This is a genomic window from Curtobacterium sp. MCPF17_047, from assembly GCF_003234045.1.
Taxonomy (GTDB): domain Bacteria; phylum Actinomycetota; class Actinomycetes; order Actinomycetales; family Microbacteriaceae; genus Curtobacterium.
In genome coordinates, this window is the sequence record NZ_QKSF01000005.1 from 113,955 (window position 1) to 130,566 (window position 16,612).

Below are 16,612 nucleotides of genomic sequence, written 5' to 3' on the forward strand. Positions count from 1 at the left end.
GGCCAATGACCGAGGAAGCGGCCACCGTGGCGCACATCGACCTCGCGCTGGTGGATGAGTGCCTCGAGCGCTTCTTCACGGTATCGAGCGCCCGGGCCCAGGCCTTCGGCCGACCGTCCGAAGAACTCTGGCGCGTCCTGCGCAGGGCGAGCATGGGTGGCAAGCGGTTCCGGCCGCGCATGGTCCTGACCTCGTACACGGCCCTCGGCGGGCAGGACGTGCACGCTGCGTCGCACGTCGCTGCGGCGTACGAACTGCTGCACACCGCCCTCGTCGTCCACGACGACGTCATCGACCGGGACTGGTCCCGTCGTGGTCGTCCGAACGTCGCCGGGTCCTTCCGCGACAACGCGACGACCGGGGGGCTGCCGCTGCCGACGGCCGAACACCGGGGGACGAGCGCTGCCGTGATCGCCGGGGACCTGGCGCTCGCCGCCGCGCCCCGCTTCATCGAGGCCAGCGGGGTCACCGGGGACCGTCGTTCCCGCCTCCTCGACCTGTTCGACGACGCCGTGTTCGCCAGCGCAGCCGGCGAGATGGCGGACGTGGACCTCGCGCTCGGCGTGATGCCCACCGTGGAAGAGGTCCTGCAGATGGAGCGCGCGAAGACGAGTGTGTACAGCTTCGAGGCACCGCTGCAGTCCGGTGCGGTCCTGGCCGGTGCGCCGGAGCCCGTCGTCGCCTCGCTCGGCGCCTTCGGCCGTGAGATCGGCATCGCCTACCAGATCGTCGACGACCTGCTCGGTGTCTTCGGCAACGAGGGATCGACGGGGAAGACCGCCATCGGGGACCTCCGCGAGGGCAAGCGCACGATGCTCATCGCGTACGCCGCGACCACCGACTGCTGGCCCGACCTGGCGCCGTACCTCGGCGACCCGGACCTGACCGAGGAACGTGCCGCGGGACTCCGCGGCCTGCTCGTCGAGTGCGGTGCTCGTGACGCCGCGCTCGACCACATCCGCGAGCACACCGCTCTGGCCCGCGCCGAACTGGCCGCGCTGCCCGACGAGCTCGGCGCACGACTCGAAGGGCTCGTCACCGAACTCGTGGAGCGCGTCCGGTGAGCTCGAGCACCACCGGTCACCGCCTCCCGCTCTACGACGCCACCGCCGAGGCCGCCTCGAGCGTCGTCATCAGCCGGTACTCCACGTCCTTCGGGCTCGCCAGCCGCCTGCTCACGAAGGACACCCGTGAGCACATCCGCAACGTCTACGCCCTGGTCCGGGTCGCGGACGAGGTCGTCGACGGCCCCGCGACCGAGGCCGGCCTGGACCCCGCGCTCGCCCGGATCGTGCTCGACGAGCTCGAGCAGGACACCGACCGCGCCATGGCGTTCGGCTTCTCGGTGAACCCCGTCGTGCACGCGTTCGCCCGGACCGCCCGCACCGTCGGGTTCGGCAGCGAACTGACCGCGCCGTTCTTCGCGTCGATGCGGATGGACCTCGAGCAGACCGAGCACGACCAGGCCTCGTTCGACGCCTACGTGTACGGCTCCGCCGAGGTCGTCGGCCTGATGTGCCTCCGCGCCTTCGTGTACCGCGCCGGGCGCCCGACCTTCGACGACGCGGTCCTCGTCGACGGCGCGCGTGCCCTCGGAGCCGCCTTCCAGAAGGTGAACTTCCTCCGCGACCTGCACGCCGACTTCGAGGTGCTCGGCCGCTCGTACTTCCCGGGCGTCGACGTGCGCACCTTCGACGAGGCGACGAAGGGCCGGCTCGTCGCCGACGTCCAGTCGGACCTCGACCGGGCCGCCGTCACCGTCCCGCTGCTGCCGCGGGACGCCCGCCCCGCGGTCGCCCTCGCGCACGCTCTGTTCCAGGAGCTCAACGACCGGATCGCCGCCACCCCGGCGGACCGGCTCGTCACCTCCCGGGTCCGGGTCCCGAACCCCGTGAAAGCACGGCTCGCCGCGCGTGTCCTCAGCCGACGCGGCGCCCTGCCCTCGCGCACCGTCACCACCCCACAGACTGGAGGCTCGTCATGAGCCCGACCCGTGCCTCCCGTCCGACCGACGCACCGACCACTGCCGCACCGCCCGCCACGCGAACCGTGCCGGTCCGCCGAGCCGTCGTGATCGGCGGCGGCATCAGCGGCCTGGCGGCCGCCGCCCTGCTCGCCCGGGACGGCTTCGCCGTCACCGTCCTCGAGCAGCGCACCCAGCTCGGCGGCCGCGCCGGCACGTGGGAGCAGGACGGCTTCCGGTTCGACACCGGACCCAGCTGGTACCTCATGCCCGAGGTGTTCGACCACTTCTTCCAGCTGCTCGGCACCAGCGCCGACGAGCAGCTCGACCTCGACGTCCTGGACCCCGGGTACCGCGTGTACACCGAGGGCCGCGACGAGCCGATCGACCTCCGGTCCTCGCGCGAGGCCAACATCGCCCTGTTCGAGTCGATCGAGCCCGGTGCGGGCGCGAAGATGGCGAAGTACCTCGACTCCGCCGCCGACACGTACGACATGGCGGTCCGTCGGTTCCTGTACGGCACCTTCCAGGACCTCACGAAGCTGGCCGCCCCCGACGTCCTCAAGCGGATGGGCAAGCTCGCCCGACTGCTGCTCCAGCCGCTGTCGTCGTTCGCGTCGACCGCGGTCAAGGACCACCGCCTGTGGCAGGTCCTCGGCTACCCGGCGGTCTTCCTCGGCACCAGCCCGTACCAGGCGCCGAGCATGTACCACCTGATGAGCCACCTGGACCTGGCCGACGGGGTGCTCTACCCGAAGGGCGGCATCACGCAGGTCATCGCCGCCGTCGAGCGGGTCGCGCTCGCCGAGGGGGCGACGATCACGACCGGTGCGACCGTGACCCGGATCGTCGTCGAGGGCGGGCACGCCACCGGTGTCGCCTGGCGTGACCAGGACGGCGCCGAGCACGTCGAGCACGCCGACCTCGTCGTCAGCGCGGCGGACCTGCGGCACACCGAGATGGAACTCCTCGAGCAGGAACACCGCACGCACGACGCCGCGCACTGGGCCAAGCGCGACCCCGGCCCCTCCGCGGTGCTCGTGTACCTCGGCGTCGACGGCCCGGTCCCCGGACTGCTGCACCACACGCTGGTGTTCACCGAGGACTGGAAGGAGAACTTCGGCGCCATCTTCGGCAAGGACCGGCACGTGCCGGACCCCGCGTCGATCTACGTCTGCGCGCCGTCGCTCACCGACGACTCGGTCGCGCCGGAGGGGCAGAGCAACCTGTTCGTCCTCGTCCCGCTGCCGGCCGACGTCTCGATCGGCAAGGGCGGTCTCGACGGCGCCGGTGACGCCCAGGTCGAGGCGATCGCCGACCGCGCCATCGACGTCATCGCCGAGCGGTCCGGCGTACCGGACCTGCGCGACCGGATCCGCGTCCGCCGGACGATCGGCCCGCAGGACTTCGCCGACGACCTCAACGCCTGGAACGGGTCGATGCTCGGCCCGGCGCACACCCTGACGCAGAGCGCCTTCTTCCGCGAGAAGAACGCCTCCACGAAGGTCGACGGGCTCTACTACGTCGGCGCCTCGACGATCCCGGGCATCGGGCTGCCGATGTGCCTGATCAGCGCCGAGGTCCTGCTCAAGCGGATCCACGGCGACACCTCGACCGAGCCGCTGCCGACCCCGCTGCCGCGGTCCGTCGACGCGCCGCCGGTACGGACGACGGGCTGATGCCGGGGCTGTACCTCGCCGGACTGCTGATCTCGATCGCCGGCATCGCGGTGCTCGACGCCCGGTACCGGCTGTTCTTCTGGCGTGCCCCGCTGCGTGCCGCCGCCGTGATGCTCATCGGGCTGGTGTTCTTCATGGTCTGGGACGTCGTGGGCGTGCACCTCGGGATCTTCTTCATCGGCACGAACGGGCTGCTCACCGGAGTGCTCCTGGCGCCGGACGTGCCGCTCGAGGAGCTGTTCTTCCTGGTGCTGCTCTGCTGGACGACGATGGACCTGTTCGGTGCCGTCCGGCCGGTCCTCGCGCGTCTCAGCGCTCGGCGCTCCGCGGACGCGGGCCATGACGGGAGCCGGGCATGACCGGGTCCGGCACGTACGCGCTGCTCGCGGTGCCGTTCCTCGGCGTCGCCGTGCTCGTCGCGGTCCTCGCCGGATCCGTGTCCGCACGTCGCCGACGGGCGGGACGGCCGGACGCTGCCGCCGGTGCTGCCGCCCGTGGCCGTCGCACCATCGTGCTCACCGGGGTCGTCGCCGGCATCGCGCTGCTCGTGATGACGTGCGTGTTCAACAACGTGATCGTCGGGCTCGGCATCGTCGCCTACGACCCGGCGCTCGTCCTCGGGGCGCGCATCGGCCTGTTCCCCGTCGAGGACCTGGCGTACTCGATCGGCGCGGTGCTGCTGCTGCCGAGCTGCTGGGTGCTGCTCGACGGCCTGGGCAGCGACCGGAGCCGGCGACCGGACGCGGTCGCCGGACCGGTACGGTCAGAGCGCCCGACCCAGCCGTCCCGTGCACCGGAGGAGACCCCATGACCGTGAGCCGAGCCTCCAGGCCGTCGACGCTCCGTGCCCTGTTCGTGTCCTCCCGACCGATCAGCTGGGTGAACACCGCCTACCCGTTCGCCGCCGCCTACCTGCTGGGCAGCGGGGTCGGCGTCGAGGGCGGCGGCGGGTTCTCGCTGCTGGCGTTCCTCGTCGGCGTCGTGTACTTCCTCGTGCCCTACAACCTGGCGATGTACGGCATCAACGACGTCTTCGACTACGAGTCCGACCTGCGCAACCCGCGCAAGGGCGGCGTCGAGGGGGCGCTGCTCGACCGGAGCGTGCACCGGGCCACGCTCTGGGCCGTGGTCGTCACGAACGTGCCCTTCCTGCTCGTCCTCGTGCTGCTCGGCGGGCCGTGGTCGTGGCTCGTCCTCGCGATCAGCGTCTTCGCGGTCATCGCCTACTCGGCACCGGGGCTGCGCTTCAAGGAGAAGCCGTTCCTGGACTCCCTGACCTCGTCGACGCACTTCGTGTCCCCGGCCGTCTACGGGCTCGCGCTCGCCGGCGGCCAGTGGACCGGGCAGCTCGTCGCCGTGTGCGTGGCGTTCTTCCTGTGGGGCATCGCCTCGCACGCCTTCGGCGCCGTGCAGGACGTGCTCGCCGACCGGGCCGGCGGGATCGGGTCCGTGGCGACCGTCATCGGCGCCCGGGCGACCGTCCGTCTGGCGTTCGTGGCGTACCTCGTCGCGGGTGTGGCGCTGCTGTTCTCGGCGTTCCCGGGGCCGATCGCCGCGGTCGTCGTCGTGCCGTACGCGCTCAACGTGCTGCCGTGGTGGAACGTCACGGACGCCGGGGCCGAGGCGGCGAACGCGGGCTGGAAGCGCTTCCTCTGGATCAACTACCTGGCGGGCTTCATCGTCACGATGGCCCTGATCGGCTTCGCCTTCACGCACTGAGCGGTGCGGGGTGGGCCGGGGCTGCCGGTGTGGTGCGGTGCGCGGTGGGTGGCCGCCCTGCCGGTGCGGTCCCGCGGGGCTGCCCTCGCGCCTCCCGGTCCCGCGCTCCCGCGTGCGCGTCGGCGTGCGCTTCCCGAGATGCCGCAACTCGCCGCGTGTACTCCGGCGAGATGCCGCGATCGCGGCACCTCTGGCGTCGAGATGCCGCGATGTCGCAACCTGGGCGCCGGACCGGGCGACCTCGGCGACGGACCGGGTGACCTCGGGCGACCTCGGGCGCCGGACCTGGGCGACGGACCGCGCGCCTCAGGCGGCGCCGGCCGCCCGCCGCGCCTGCGCGACCGCGGCCCGCACCCCGCGCGACCACGACGGGCCGTGGCCCGGCAGGACGTGCTGCGCCTCGGTGTCGACGAGCAGGTCGAGGGACGCCACGGCGGTCGCCATGTCCGCCGTCGCCGCGGGGGCCACGACCCGCGGGCCGATCCCGCCGGTGTACGGATCGAAGGTGACCAGCGCGTCGCCGGCGATCACCGCGTCCCGGTCCGCGAAGTGCAGCGCCACGTGCCCGTCGGTGTGCCCGGGCGTCTCGATGATCCACGGGTTGCCGGGGACGTCCGCACGGGACTCCAGGGTCTCGACCTCGTCGATGCCGTCGACGGTCGCGGCGCCGGCGAGCAGCATCCGGCTGAGCGGACGGAGGCCGCCGGGGTGCGCGACGACGAACCCGAACCGGTTCTGCTGCGGTCGGTACGAGTACGGGTGGGCTGCGAGGTCGCGGTCGCCCGGGTGCACGTACACGGGGGTGCCCCACTCGCGGTGCATCCTGGCCGCCGTCCCGACGTGGTCGAAGTGCCCGTGCGTGAGCAGCAGCGCCTCGACCCGGTCGGGGGAGTAGCCGAGGTCGTGGACCGCGAGCAGCAGGTGCGGCCAGACTGCGGGCAGCCCGGCGTCGACGACGAGCAGTCGGTCCCCGGTCTCGACCAGGTAGGTGTTGGTGTGTGCGAGCTCGAGGCGGTGGATGCCCTCGGCGACGTCCCGGAACAGCATGCGGCGGACGCTAGGCCGACACCCCTGGGTGCTCGTCCGGCTCCGGATCGCCCACTGCACGTCCGCGGACCGCACGCCAGCGCGTCCACTCACCGCGGAGCGTGTACTCAGGGAGCATGCCCAACGACTCCATGCCCGAGCTCGAGCTCCGGAACGTACGGACCCGGGAGCGCATCGTCGACACGGTGACGCGGATCCGGCAGAAGTCCGACGTGCCCGCGCGCACCCGCCTCGCCCTCGCGAAGACCCGGCAGCGCTGGCACCGCGACCCCACGCCCCTCGTGGCCGTCGCGATGACCGCCGCCGCCGGCATCGCCGCGATCGTCGTCGGTGCACGCATCCGGAACGAGCCCGCCGGGCGACTCTCCGCTCTCCGCGAGCCCGCTCCCGTCCCGGTGTTCAAGCCGGTCAAGCTCCGCAAGGACGGACAGTCGAAGGGCGTCCCGGTGTTCGCGCGGAAGGACCCGACGGGCAACCCCGTGTACCAGGAACGCCAGGCCGCCGAGAAGCGTCGGAAGAAGGACGCTAAGCGGAACAAGAAGGCTCGCAAGCGGATCACGAAGGCAGCGAAGGGCTGATCATGGCGAAGGAAACACAGAAGCCGGCGGCGGACGACCCCCGGAAGCCCGACAGCCCGACGGACCTGAAGAAGCCCACGGTCGTCTACACGCTGAAGAAGACCCTGCGGGAGTTCACCAGCGACCAGTGCACCGACCTGGCCGCGAGCCTCACGTACTACTCCGTGCTGGCGCTCTTCCCCGGGCTGCTGGCCGTCGTGTCGATCCTCGGCCTCATCGGTCAGGCCGACACCACGATCAAGACGTTGCTCGACGTCATCGGCAACATCGGATCGCAGGACGTCGTGAAGCTGATCCGGGGTCCGGTCGAGAACCTGGTCCGGTCGCCTGCGGCACCGGTGACGTTCATCGTCGGTATCCTCGGTGCGCTCTGGTCGGCGTCCGGCTACGTCGGCGCGTTCGGCCGCGCGATGAACCGCATCTACAACGTCCGCGAGGGACGTCCGATCTGGAAGCTCCGCCCGACGATGCTCGGCGTCACGGTGACGACGGTCGTGCTGCTCGTCATCGGCCTCCTCGCCCTCGTGTCGGGGCCGCTCGCCCGTAGCTTCGGCGACGTCATCGGCCTCGGCGACGCCGCGGCGCTGGTGCTGTCGATCGTGCAGTGGCCGATCCTGCTCGTCATCGCGGTCGTCATCATCGCGGTGCTCTACTACTGGTCGCCGAACGTCAAGCAGCCGAAGTTCACCTGGGTCAGCGGGGGCTCCATCATCGCGCTGCTCATCTGGATCATCGCGAGCGTCGGGTTCGGCTTCTACGTCGGGAACTTCTCGAACTACAACGCCACGTACGGCTCGCTGGGTGGCGTCATCGTCTTCCTGCTGTGGATCTGGATCACGAACAACGCGCTGCTCTTCGGTGCCGAGTTCGACGCCGAGATCGAGCGCGGCCGCGAGCTGCAGGCGGGCATCAAGGCGGAGGAGGACATCCAGCTCCCCGAGCGCGACACTCGCCAGACCGAGAAGCAGGACGAGAAGCGCGCCGAGGACGTCCTGCAGGGCATCCGCATCCGGCAGAGCGCCGGTGAGACCAAGGACCACGACTGAGCAGTCTCCGGACACGCCACCCGGACGGGAGGCCCGGTACCGGTTCCGTAGGCTGGCCTGCGTGACCGACACCGAGCCTCCCGTCCCCGTCTCCACCCCCGCCAACGACCGTCCGGTCGCGCTCGTCACCGGCGCGACGCGGGGCATCGGCCGCGCGATCGCGGCCGACATGGGCCGGACGCACCACGTGCTCGTCGGCGGACGCGATGCCGGGGCGGTCGACGCCGTCGTGGCTGCGCTGCCGAGCGCGGAGCCGTTCGTCGGTGACCTCGGGGCCGGCGACGTGCCGGCGGTCCCGAGCTGGATCGACGTCCTGGTGCACTCCGCCGGCGTCGAGCAGGGCACCCGGGTCGCGGACACCCCGCGAGACACGTGGGAGGCCGTCTTCGCCACGAACGTCTTCGCGGTCGCCGAGCTCACCCGGGTGGCGCTGCCGGGCCTCCGGGCGGCGCGGGGCATCGTCGTGTCGATCAACAGCGGCTCCGGGTTCACCGCCGGAGCCGGGGGCGGCGTGTACGCGGCCTCGAAGTTCGCGCTCCGGGCCTTCACCGACGCGCTGCGTGAAGAGGAGCGAGCGAACGGCGTGCGGGTGTCGAGCGTGCACCCGGGCCGGACCGACTCGGACATGCAGCGGGCCCTCACCGAGAAGCTCGGCGAGGACTACGACACCGACTACTACCTCGCGCCGTCCGACGTCGCGGATGCGGTCCGCACCGTCGTCGACCTGCCGGAGCGCGGCACGGTCGAGGTGCTCTCGATCCGGCCGTCCCGGCGGCGCTGACGGCGGACCGGTAGCGACGCCCGGCACCCGGCACCCGGCACCCGGCACCGACGGCCGACGCCGACGCCCGGCGCTGGTGTCCTCAGCGCAGGTGCACGCGTCCGTCCAGGTCCAGCCGGTCGAGGAACGTGTCGTCGTGGCTCACGACCACCAGCGCACCCCGGTAGGCCCGGAGCGCCGTCACCAGCTGGTCGACGCTCGCCATGTCGAGGTCGTTCGTCGGCTCGTCGAGCACCAGCAGCTGCGGCGGCGGGTCGGCGAGCACGAGTCCGGCCAGCGCCACCCGGAACCGCTCCCCGCCGGACAGCGACCCGGCGGGCCGGTCGACCGTGTCGCCCCGGACGAGCAGCCGCGCGAGCCGGTTCCGCAGTTCGGCTGGTGCGGTGTCCGGGGCGACCCGACGGACGTTCTCGAGGACGGTCGCATCGTCGTCGAGGCTGTCCTTCCGCTGCGGCAGGTAGCCGATCCAATCGGTGTGCGGCACCGCTGTCGTCTCCGGCAGCGGGTGCCGCCGCGCTCCCGGCAGTCCGACGAGGTGCTCGAGCAGGGTCGTCTTGCCCACGCCGTTGTCCCCGACGACGGCGATGCGCTCCGGCCCCTGCACGACCATCGTCCGGCCGCGCACCGTGACGGTCGCGATCCGGCGGGACGCGGCCACTCCGGGGTCGGGCAGCTCGACGTGCAGGTGCTCGTCGTCACGGACCCGTCGGCCGGCCTCCCGCGCGGTCGCGAGCGCTGCCGCTTCGGCCGACGTGTGCCCGGAGCGCAGCCGACCTGCCGTGGCCTCGGCACGCTTCCGCCGCTCGTTCGCCACGATCTTCGGCATCGACGACGCCGAGGCCGCGCCTGCCTTCGCCCGTCGCGCGATCGTCGTCTCGGCCTCGATGCGCTGACGCTTCTCGGCACGGTGCCGCTGTTCGGCGACCCGGACCTCGCGCCCGACGGCGGCCTGCTGCACGGCGAGGTGCTCCTCGAACGCCGAGTACGTCCCGCCGAACACGGTCAGGGCGCCGTCACGGAGCTCGACGACCTCGTCGACGTGCTCGAGGAGTTCCCGGTCGTGGCTCACCACGACGAGGGTCCCGCGCCACCCGTCCACCATGTCGAGGAGCGTGGCACGCGCACGGCGGTCGAGGTTGTTCGTCGGTTCGTCGAGGAACGCGATCGGACGACCGCGGAGCCGGATGCCCGCCACCGCCACGAGCACGGCCTGCCCGCCGGACAGTGTGTCGACAGGCCGGTCCAGGTCCGCCGGGCCGAGGTCGAGTGCGGCGAGTGCGGCCCCGGCGCGCTCCTCGACGTCCCAGGCGTCGCCGACCACGTCGAAGAGCTCCGGGGTGGCGTCCCCGGTAAGGACGGCTCGGAGCGCCCGGACCTGCGGGCCGACCCCGAGCAGGTCCGCGACCGTGCGCGGGGAGGCGGGACGGGCCTCCAGGCCGCCATCCGCAGTACGCGACCCGATGTCAGCGAGTCGCTGCGGCAGGTGGTCCACCGGGCCCGTCGTCGTGACGGTGCCCGATGTGGGGGTGAGCTGGCCCGTGACCAGCCGGACGAGGGTCGACTTCCCGGCACCGTTCCTCCCGACCAGCGCGGTGCGGCCACGACCGAAGGCAGCGGCGAGGTGGTCGAGCGCGACGGAGCCGTCGGGCCAGGTGAACGAGACGTCGTGCAGGACGACGGACGGGCTGATGGGCATGGCGATGCCTCCGGTGGTCGTGCGGGCGCACGACACCGTCAGCCGCGGAGGCGGCAGACCCGCGAGGAGGCGGGCGAGGTCACGGTGTCAGCGCAGGGACAGCGGCTGCTGCGGCGCAGTGCCGGTGGTCTCGCGCAATGCCGGATCCGTTCCCGTCGGGAGGCCCCGTGGCCGTCACCCGTGCCGCCGGTCGGTCGTCCCGCACCGGGGTCCCGCGTGACGACGGGGTACGACTCACCGTACGACCGCGCAGTCGCGCCGCGCAAGATGTCCGACATGGCTGACGACGAGAAGCAGACCCGGGACGACTTCGCCGACGCGGTGAACATGACCGCCTCGCAGCTGCAGGGCTGGCTGGACTCCGACGAGTCGAAGGAGGTCGGCCAGAAGAAGGACGGTGCCTCCGAGTCGACCGGGCACGAGTCCGGGCGGCACATCGTGCGGATCCTCCGCAAGAAGCAGGGCGAGTACACCGACGACGACTACGCGCACATGCGGAAGGTCGTCGGGTACGTGGCGCGGCACATGGAGCAGCGACCCTCGGGCGACGTCGAGGACACCCGGTGGCGGTACTCGCTCATGAACTGGGGACACGACCCGCTGAAGTGACCGGGCGGCTCAAGTAGCGTGGCGGGCATGCCGGACAACCTGCTCCCGAACCCCTCGACCAACCCCGAGACGCTGCTGGCCGCCGAGCCCGAGGTGGACGCGGCCCTGGCGGCGGGCGCTCCCGTCGCCTCGGTGGTGGTGTCCTCCCCGTCGTCGAGCCTGGCGTGGGCGATGCTCGCCGACGAGGCGTGGGCACGCGGCGCGACCGTCGAGTCCTACGCGTACGCCCGGGTCGGGTACCACCGCGGCCTCGACGCCCTGCGGAAGGCCGGGTGGCGCGGAGCCGGGCCGGTGCCGTGGTCGCACGAGCCGAACCGTGGCGTGCTCCGGAGCCTGTTCGCGCTGCGCCGGGCGGCCGAGGCGATCGAGGAGCCGGGCGAGGCCGAGCGGCTGACGCAGTTCCTCGACGGCGCCGACCCCACGGCCGCCGAGGCCATCGCGCGCGGCTGACGCCGCGCCGCGGCGCCGCCGCGACCGGCCGCGCCGCACTGCGGCTGGGCACAACAGGAACCCGTCCGAACCGGGGGATCCCCTGGTTCGGACGGGTTCCTGTTGTGCGGCGCCAGCCGGCACCGGGTGCCGTCGGCCCCGGCCAGCGCCGGCGCCGGCGCCGGCCGGCGCCCCGCTACGCCAGCAGGACGCTCCAGCTCCGCGCGCTCGGCCAGAGCTGGTGCTCCGGCAGCACGTCCAGCCCGCACGCCCGACTCCCCAGCCCGTGCTGCGCGTCGTCGAGGTACAGGTACAGCGCGTCCGGCACCGGCAACTCGTGCGGGTGCCCGGCACGCCCGACCTGCTGCGCGGTCCACGGCGTCAGGGTGAACCCGGCGCGGTGCCCCGATGCGGGGTCCGGCAGGGTCGTCACGGTGATCGGCCCCACGCTCAGCGTCCGGAGTTCCGGCCGGTGCCCGCTCTCCTGCGGCATCGAGTAGCGCGTGGTCATCGCCGACGCCGGGGCCTGGAACCGCCCGACCCGTGCCGCGTGCGAGGAGTCCGCGTACGACTCGTCCGGCCCGGTCCCGAACCACGAGGCCGTCTCCGACAGCAGCGCGGCGGGCAGGTCGATGCGCACGCCGATCCGCGGCCAGGTGACGTCCCAGCCGCCGAACGGCACGGCGTCCGTCCGGAGCAGCAGCCCGGCCTCGGTCAGGGTCCACCGGTGCGTGACCTCGACGCCGGCACCGCTGTTCGCCGCCGCGACCCGGACCCGCTGCACCAGGCCGTCGTCGGTCCGCGTCACGGACACCAGCCGGTGGGTCAGACGGTCGAGACCACGGGCCTCCCACCGCGACGCTGACGAGGGCGCCGTCGGGTCGCCGACGCCGAGGGTCAGCACCGGGTCCGCGGTCTCGTACCCGCCCTGGGAGGCGCCACGGTCGTTGTCCGTCGGCGCCCGCCACAGCTCGAGCCGCGGGCCGGACACGTCGTGGCCCCTGAACGTCGCGAGGTCACCGCGTGCGCTGAAGGTCGCCTCCCCGAGACGGTCGCCGTCCCAGCCCCGACTGGAGGCCCGTGGCACCGCCGCCGGTCGGCTCGCCACGAGCGTCTGGGCGCGTGCCACCACGTGCCCGGTGTCCGCCCAGGCGGTCGGACCGGCGAGCTCCGCGACGACGTCGAGCCACAGCTCGTCGCCCGGCGCGAGGGAGTCCGCATCGGCCCGGGCTGCCGCCAGCACCTCGTCGGGTACCGGCACCGTGGCGGACTGCCGCACCGCGACGATCCCGGGGGCGAGCCGCCCGGACGCCTCGACGACGCCGTTCCGCGAGAGGGTCCAGCAGAACCGCAGCCCCGCGGTGGAGGCCGAGTGGTACCGGTTCTCGACCAGCACCGTCGTGTCCGAGACGGACAGGCGGACCGGCGCGACGACCGCCGCGAACTCGGCCAGCCCCGGGGTGGGGGTGTCGTCCGGCAGCACCAGGCCGTCCATCACGAAGTTCCCGTCGTGGACGACCTCGTGGAAGTCGCCTCCGTAGGCGTGGTAGGGCGTGCCGTCGTCTGTGTGCGCCAGCAGTCCGTGGTCCCGCCACTCCCACACGAAGCCGCCGTGCAGGCGTGGGTAGCGGTCGACCAGGGCCTCGTACTCGGCGATCTGCCCGGGGCCGTTGCCCATCGCGTGCACGTACTCGCAGTGGATGAAGGGCTTCGACCGCTGTCGTGCCGCCTCGGCGGGACCGCACCCGAGCAGGGGAGTGGCCGGACCGCCGCCGATCGACTCGGTCTCCTGCAGCGTCGGGTACATCCGCGAGTATACGTCGGTGTAATCGCCCGAGTAGTCGCCCTCGTAGTGGACCGGACGCTCGGGGTCGCGGGAGTGCACCCACTGGGCCATCGCGGCGAGGTTCCGTCCGGTGCCGGACTCGTTGCCGAGCGACCACATCACGATCGACGGGTGGTTCTTGTCGCGCTCGACGGTGCGGGCGATGCGGTCGAGGTAGGCGTCCTCCCACGCCGGGTCGTCGGACGGGTTGCCGAGCCAGCCCTGGAACTCGAAGCCATGCGTCTCGAGGTCGCACTCCAGGACCACCCAGAAGCCGAGCTCGTCCGCCAGGTCGAGCACCCGCGGGTGCGGCGGGTAGTGCGAGGTGCGGATCGCGTTGACGTTGCTCCGCTTCATCAGCGCCATGTCGGCGCGGGCGTGGGCCTCGTCGAACACCCGGCCGCGGACGGGGTGCGTCTCGTGACGGTTCACGCCGTGGAACACGACGCGCTCGCCGTTGACCAGGAAACGGTCGCCCACGATCTGTACGCTCCGGAAGCCCAGGCGCAGCGACACGGTCTCCCCGTCGGTACCGCTCCCGGACGACAGGGTCGCGTCGTACAGCCGCGGGAGTTCGGCGCTCCACGGTTCGACGCCCTCGACGGTGATCGGGGCGACGTCGTCGGCGCTGGCCCAGGTCACGTCCACGCCGAGTTCGGGTACGGCGAAGTGCACCGGGAACACGGCGTCGATCGTCGGCACCGAGATCGTGCCCGTCCCGGTCGACGGCCGACCGGACGCAGCCGTCCCGGCGGACACCACGTCCCCGGGCGAGGCGGTCCAGCCGGCGCGCACGAACACGTCGTCGATCGGGGCCGTGGGCCGTGCCAGCAGGGTGACGTCGCGGAAGATGCCGGGCAGCCACCACTGGTCCTGGTCCTCGAGGTACGAGGCCGCCGACCACTGGTGCACCCGGACCCGGATCTCGTTCGACCCCGGGCGGAGCAGCGACGTCACGTCGAACTCGGTGGCGAGCCGGGACCCGGTCGACCACCCGACGACGGTGTCGTTCAACCACACCCGGTAGTGCGACTCCACCCCGTCGAAGCGGAGCAGCACGCGCGCTGCCCCGTCGAAGGAGTCCGGCAGGGTGAACGTCCGGCGGTGGTCACCGGTCGGGTTCTCGTCCGGCGGGTGCGGCGGGTCGACCGGGAACGGGTACTGCACGTTCGTGTAGCTCGGCGCACCGTGACCGTGCAGCACCCAGTGCGACGGCACCGGGAGCGACCCCCACCCGTCGGGGTCCTCGAACCCGGGGGCGTCGGCCACCGGTGACCACCGGAAGTCCCAGTCGCCGTGCAACGACAGGGACGGCGCGTCGGTGTGCAACCAGGCACGCGGTGCCCGTCGCGACGTCGAGCCCGGGGTGGTCGAGTGCAGGTCGTCGAGTGCGGCAGAGGTCAACCTCGACCAGTCCTTCCGTGAGGCCCCGCACCGGTGCACGGGGGAGTGGCGCGGCCGGGCCTGCGGGGGCACGCCGTCGTGCAGTCCAGTGTGGTCGGTTCCTGCTCCGCTGCTGTCAGCATCGTCCGCCGCGGCGCGGATCGGCCGCCCGTCCACCAGGACGCGGCACCTGCGAACGGGGTCAGGGACGCTCGCGGACCGTGGGATGCCCACGAGAGGAGCAACGATGATCGAACGCGGGAACACCACCCACAACCCGGAGCTCGACGACCAGCTCGCGCACGAGGCGCAGAGCATCGTCCAGGGACACGGCAGCAACGCCCACGTCGAGGAGTTCCGGCAGTCCGAACCGGTGCCCGACGACACCGACGACGCCGAGACCGTGCGGGCGTCCGGCTACGACGGCGACCTCGAGGGCAGCCTCGTCGACGACACCACGGATGTCGACGCCCCCGACGACCCGGCCGGCGTCGCCGCCGAGGAACCGGACGGCAGCGGGGACGGCGCCGACGCGACGGTCTACTCGACCTCGACGGCCGGTGCCGACGACCACGCGGCGGACGTCACCGCCACGAACGCGGCCGTACCCGACGCGACCCCGACCACCCCCGACCTGAGCACCGCGACGACTGGAGGCGACGATGCCGATCACGCAGAATGAGACCACCGAGGACGGTCGGGCACTCGGCTCCCGACTCGCCGGCGGCGGGACGTGGACCTGGGCCTACGTGGACGCCTCCGGGGACCGCGAGGACCCGCAGCACCTCGCCGCCCTGCAGCGCCGGAAGGCCGAGGACGCGCTCCGGGCAGCCGGAGCCGACGCCGCCGTCATCGACACCGTGATGGCGGAACTCGAGGAGACGCCGGGCGTCCCCGCACCCGTGAACCGGTACGTGCTCGTCCACGACGGCGAACTCGTGCTCAGCGAGGTGCTCCCCGGGCACATGCACGGACCGGAGTCGGTCGGGCACGGAGCCGTCCCCGACCTCGTGCCGCTCCTGGCGCACCGGCCGCTCGACGTCCCGTTCCTGGTCGTCGAGGTCGGACGCGGTGGCGGCGGGTACCGGGCGTACCGTCTCGGGCACGCTGACCACCCGGACCAGCGCGACGAGCAGGAGGTGCAGGGTCGGACCGACACGCTCCACAAGTTCCAGGGCGGTGGCTGGGCGCACCTGCGCTGGCAGCACCACACCGAGGAGCTGTGGCGGCAGAACGAGTCCGAGGTCGCCGCCGCCGTGCAGAACGCCGTCGACCGGCTGTCGCCCCGGCTCGTGATCGTCGCCGGCGACATCCGTGCCCGCCAGCTGCTCATCACCGAGTTGTCGAAGACGAAGGCCACCGCGCCGCTCCTGTCCGAGGTGCCGATCGACCCCCGCGCCTCGGATGCGTCGGAGGACGGCGTCCGCGAGCACGTGGACATCGCCCTCGCCCGGGTCGTCGCCCAGCGCCGACACGACGTCGAGGACCTGCTCCGCACCCACGACGGTCGCGGGGACGGTGAGGTCGCGGCCGGACTCGGCCCGGTGGTCGAGGCCCTGCAGCAGGCGCAGCCCTCGATCGTGGTCCTCGACCCCGCGGGCTTCGAGGACCGCACCGTCCTGGCCCTCGACGCAGCGCCGTGGATCGCGACGGCGCCGGAGCAGGCCCTCGGCGCGACCGTGCTCGGGCCCGTCCCGGCACCCGTCGGGATCGTCCGTGCGGCGCTCCTGACCGACGCCGAGGTCGTGTACGCCAACACGGCGGCACTGCCGGGCGGCGCACCGGCCGCTGCGCTGCTCCGCTGGCGGACCGGGCCGGAGATCCCGGGGGCCTGACCCGCGGCACGGCAGACGGCCA

At 72.8% G+C, this 16,612-nt stretch carries 16 protein-coding genes; 13 read left to right on the forward strand and 3 right to left on the reverse strand.

The annotated features are described in order from the left end of the window. Positions 1–5 precede the first annotated feature (5 nt). The 6 genes from DEJ33_RS06970 to DEJ33_RS06995 are packed head-to-tail and all read left to right on the forward strand — an operon-like array spanning position 6 to position 5,361. On the forward strand, positions 6–1,064 hold the full coding sequence (locus DEJ33_RS06970) for a polyprenyl synthetase family protein (RefSeq protein WP_181432824.1): 1,059 nt from the start codon (positions 6–8) through the stop codon (positions 1,062–1,064). After that, positions 1,061–1,984 (forward strand): phytoene/squalene synthase family protein, encoded by a 924-nt coding sequence (locus DEJ33_RS06975; RefSeq protein ID WP_111194548.1) that lies wholly within the window; start codon positions 1,061–1,063, stop codon positions 1,982–1,984. The genes DEJ33_RS06970 and DEJ33_RS06975 overlap by 4 nt, the downstream gene beginning before the upstream one ends. Next, a complete protein-coding gene (gene crtI / locus DEJ33_RS06980) occupies positions 1,981–3,642 on the forward strand; it encodes a phytoene desaturase family protein (protein ID WP_111194549.1) in 1,662 nt (553 codons plus the stop codon). The genes DEJ33_RS06975 and crtI overlap by 4 nt, the downstream gene beginning before the upstream one ends. Further along, positions 3,642–4,001, forward strand: a complete 360-nt coding sequence (locus tag DEJ33_RS06985; RefSeq protein WP_111194550.1) for a lycopene cyclase domain-containing protein — start codon at positions 3,642–3,644, stop codon at positions 3,999–4,001. The genes crtI and DEJ33_RS06985 overlap by 1 nt, the downstream gene beginning before the upstream one ends. Next, positions 3,998–4,453, forward strand: coding sequence for a lycopene cyclase domain-containing protein (locus DEJ33_RS06990; protein WP_111194551.1), 456 nt, complete (start codon positions 3,998–4,000; stop codon positions 4,451–4,453). The genes DEJ33_RS06985 and DEJ33_RS06990 overlap by 4 nt, the downstream gene beginning before the upstream one ends. Beyond that, positions 4,450–5,361 (forward strand): prenyltransferase, encoded by a 912-nt coding sequence (locus DEJ33_RS06995; RefSeq protein ID WP_111077439.1) that lies wholly within the window; start codon positions 4,450–4,452, stop codon positions 5,359–5,361. Before DEJ33_RS06990 ends, DEJ33_RS06995 begins: the two co-directional genes overlap by 4 nt. A gap of 306 nt (positions 5,362–5,667) precedes the next feature. Here DEJ33_RS06995 and DEJ33_RS07000 read toward each other — a convergent pair whose 3' ends face one another. Continuing rightward, the gene (locus DEJ33_RS07000; protein WP_110903772.1) at positions 5,668–6,408 is read right to left on the reverse strand and encodes an MBL fold metallo-hydrolase; all 741 of its coding nucleotides are present in this window, start codon (positions 6,406–6,408) and stop codon (positions 5,668–5,670) included. Between the two features lie 116 nt (positions 6,409–6,524). On the opposite strand from DEJ33_RS07000, the gene DEJ33_RS07005 reads away from it, so the two are divergent. From DEJ33_RS07005 to DEJ33_RS07015, 3 genes are all read left to right on the forward strand, one after another. Then, positions 6,525–6,986 carry a hypothetical protein gene (locus tag DEJ33_RS07005; RefSeq protein WP_146242554.1) on the forward strand — a complete coding sequence of 154 codons (462 nt, stop codon included), beginning with the start codon at positions 6,525–6,527 and terminating at the stop codon, positions 6,984–6,986. Positions 6,987–6,988: 2 nt separating this feature from the next. Then, the gene (locus DEJ33_RS07010; RefSeq protein WP_111194553.1) at positions 6,989–8,032 is read left to right on the forward strand and encodes a YihY/virulence factor BrkB family protein; all 1,044 of its coding nucleotides are present in this window, start codon (positions 6,989–6,991) and stop codon (positions 8,030–8,032) included. A gap of 61 nt (positions 8,033–8,093) precedes the next feature. Further along, positions 8,094–8,813: an SDR family oxidoreductase gene (locus DEJ33_RS07015; RefSeq protein WP_111194554.1), complete on the forward strand. Its 720-nt coding sequence runs from the start codon at positions 8,094–8,096 to the stop codon at positions 8,811–8,813. A gap of 82 nt (positions 8,814–8,895) precedes the next feature. Here DEJ33_RS07015 and DEJ33_RS07020 read toward each other — a convergent pair whose 3' ends face one another. Then, on the reverse strand, positions 8,896–10,509 hold the full coding sequence (locus DEJ33_RS07020; protein WP_111194555.1) for an ATP-binding cassette domain-containing protein: 1,614 nt from the start codon (positions 10,507–10,509) through the stop codon (positions 8,896–8,898). Positions 10,510–10,785: 276 nt separating this feature from the next. On the opposite strand from DEJ33_RS07020, the gene DEJ33_RS07025 reads away from it, so the two are divergent. Then, positions 10,786–11,118 (forward strand): DUF3140 domain-containing protein, encoded by a 333-nt coding sequence (locus DEJ33_RS07025; protein ID WP_111077567.1) that lies wholly within the window; start codon positions 10,786–10,788, stop codon positions 11,116–11,118. 27 nt (positions 11,119–11,145) lie between these two features. After that, positions 11,146–11,568: a DUF3151 domain-containing protein gene (locus DEJ33_RS07030; RefSeq protein ID WP_111194621.1), complete on the forward strand. Its 423-nt coding sequence runs from the start codon at positions 11,146–11,148 to the stop codon at positions 11,566–11,568. A 175-nt stretch (positions 11,569–11,743) separates the two neighbouring features. Here the strand turns inward: DEJ33_RS07030 and DEJ33_RS07035 are convergent, their stop codons facing one another. Next, positions 11,744–14,776, reverse strand: coding sequence for a glycoside hydrolase family 2 TIM barrel-domain containing protein (locus DEJ33_RS07035; RefSeq protein WP_111194556.1), 3,033 nt, complete (start codon positions 14,774–14,776; stop codon positions 11,744–11,746). A gap of 226 nt (positions 14,777–15,002) precedes the next feature. Between DEJ33_RS07035 and DEJ33_RS07040 the strand changes: the two genes are divergently transcribed. Together DEJ33_RS07040 and DEJ33_RS07045 are read left to right on the forward strand one after the other, a co-directional pair. After that, a complete protein-coding gene (locus DEJ33_RS07040) occupies positions 15,003–15,437 on the forward strand; it encodes a hypothetical protein (RefSeq protein WP_111194557.1) in 435 nt (144 codons plus the stop codon). Beyond that, positions 15,418–16,590 carry a Vms1/Ankzf1 family peptidyl-tRNA hydrolase gene (locus DEJ33_RS07045; protein ID WP_111194558.1) on the forward strand — a complete coding sequence of 391 codons (1,173 nt, stop codon included), beginning with the start codon at positions 15,418–15,420 and terminating at the stop codon, positions 16,588–16,590. The genes DEJ33_RS07040 and DEJ33_RS07045 overlap by 20 nt, the downstream gene beginning before the upstream one ends. Positions 16,591–16,612 lie beyond the last annotated feature (22 nt).

What these genes read in the sequence shown, in the direction of transcription:
- DEJ33_RS06970 (WP_181432824.1), top strand. Translation starts at nt 6, where the DNA reads ATGACCGAGGAAGCGGCCACCGTGGCGCACATCGACCTCGCGCTGGTG.
- crtI (WP_111194549.1), top strand. Translation starts at nt 1,981, where the DNA reads ATGAGCCCGACCCGTGCCTCCCGTCCGACCGACGCACCGACCACTGCC.
- DEJ33_RS06985 (WP_111194550.1), top strand. Translation starts at nt 3,642, where the DNA reads ATGCCGGGGCTGTACCTCGCCGGACTGCTGATCTCGATCGCCGGCATC.
- DEJ33_RS06990 (WP_111194551.1), top strand. Translation starts at nt 3,998, where the DNA reads ATGACCGGGTCCGGCACGTACGCGCTGCTCGCGGTGCCGTTCCTCGGC.
- DEJ33_RS06995 (WP_111077439.1), top strand. Translation starts at nt 4,450, where the DNA reads ATGACCGTGAGCCGAGCCTCCAGGCCGTCGACGCTCCGTGCCCTGTTC.
- DEJ33_RS07000 (WP_110903772.1), bottom strand. Translation starts at nt 6,408, where the DNA reads ATGCTGTTCCGGGACGTCGCCGAGGGCATCCACCGCCTCGAGCTCGCA.
- DEJ33_RS07005 (WP_146242554.1), top strand. Translation starts at nt 6,525, where the DNA reads ATGCCCAACGACTCCATGCCCGAGCTCGAGCTCCGGAACGTACGGACC.
- DEJ33_RS07010 (WP_111194553.1), top strand. Translation starts at nt 6,989, where the DNA reads ATGGCGAAGGAAACACAGAAGCCGGCGGCGGACGACCCCCGGAAGCCC.
- DEJ33_RS07020 (WP_111194555.1), bottom strand. Translation starts at nt 10,509, where the DNA reads ATGCCCATCAGCCCGTCCGTCGTCCTGCACGACGTCTCGTTCACCTGG.
- DEJ33_RS07025 (WP_111077567.1), top strand. Translation starts at nt 10,786, where the DNA reads ATGGCTGACGACGAGAAGCAGACCCGGGACGACTTCGCCGACGCGGTG.
- DEJ33_RS07030 (WP_111194621.1), top strand. Translation starts at nt 11,146, where the DNA reads ATGCCGGACAACCTGCTCCCGAACCCCTCGACCAACCCCGAGACGCTG.
- DEJ33_RS07040 (WP_111194557.1), top strand. Translation starts at nt 15,003, where the DNA reads ATGATCGAACGCGGGAACACCACCCACAACCCGGAGCTCGACGACCAG.
- DEJ33_RS07045 (WP_111194558.1), top strand. Translation starts at nt 15,418, where the DNA reads ATGCCGATCACGCAGAATGAGACCACCGAGGACGGTCGGGCACTCGGC.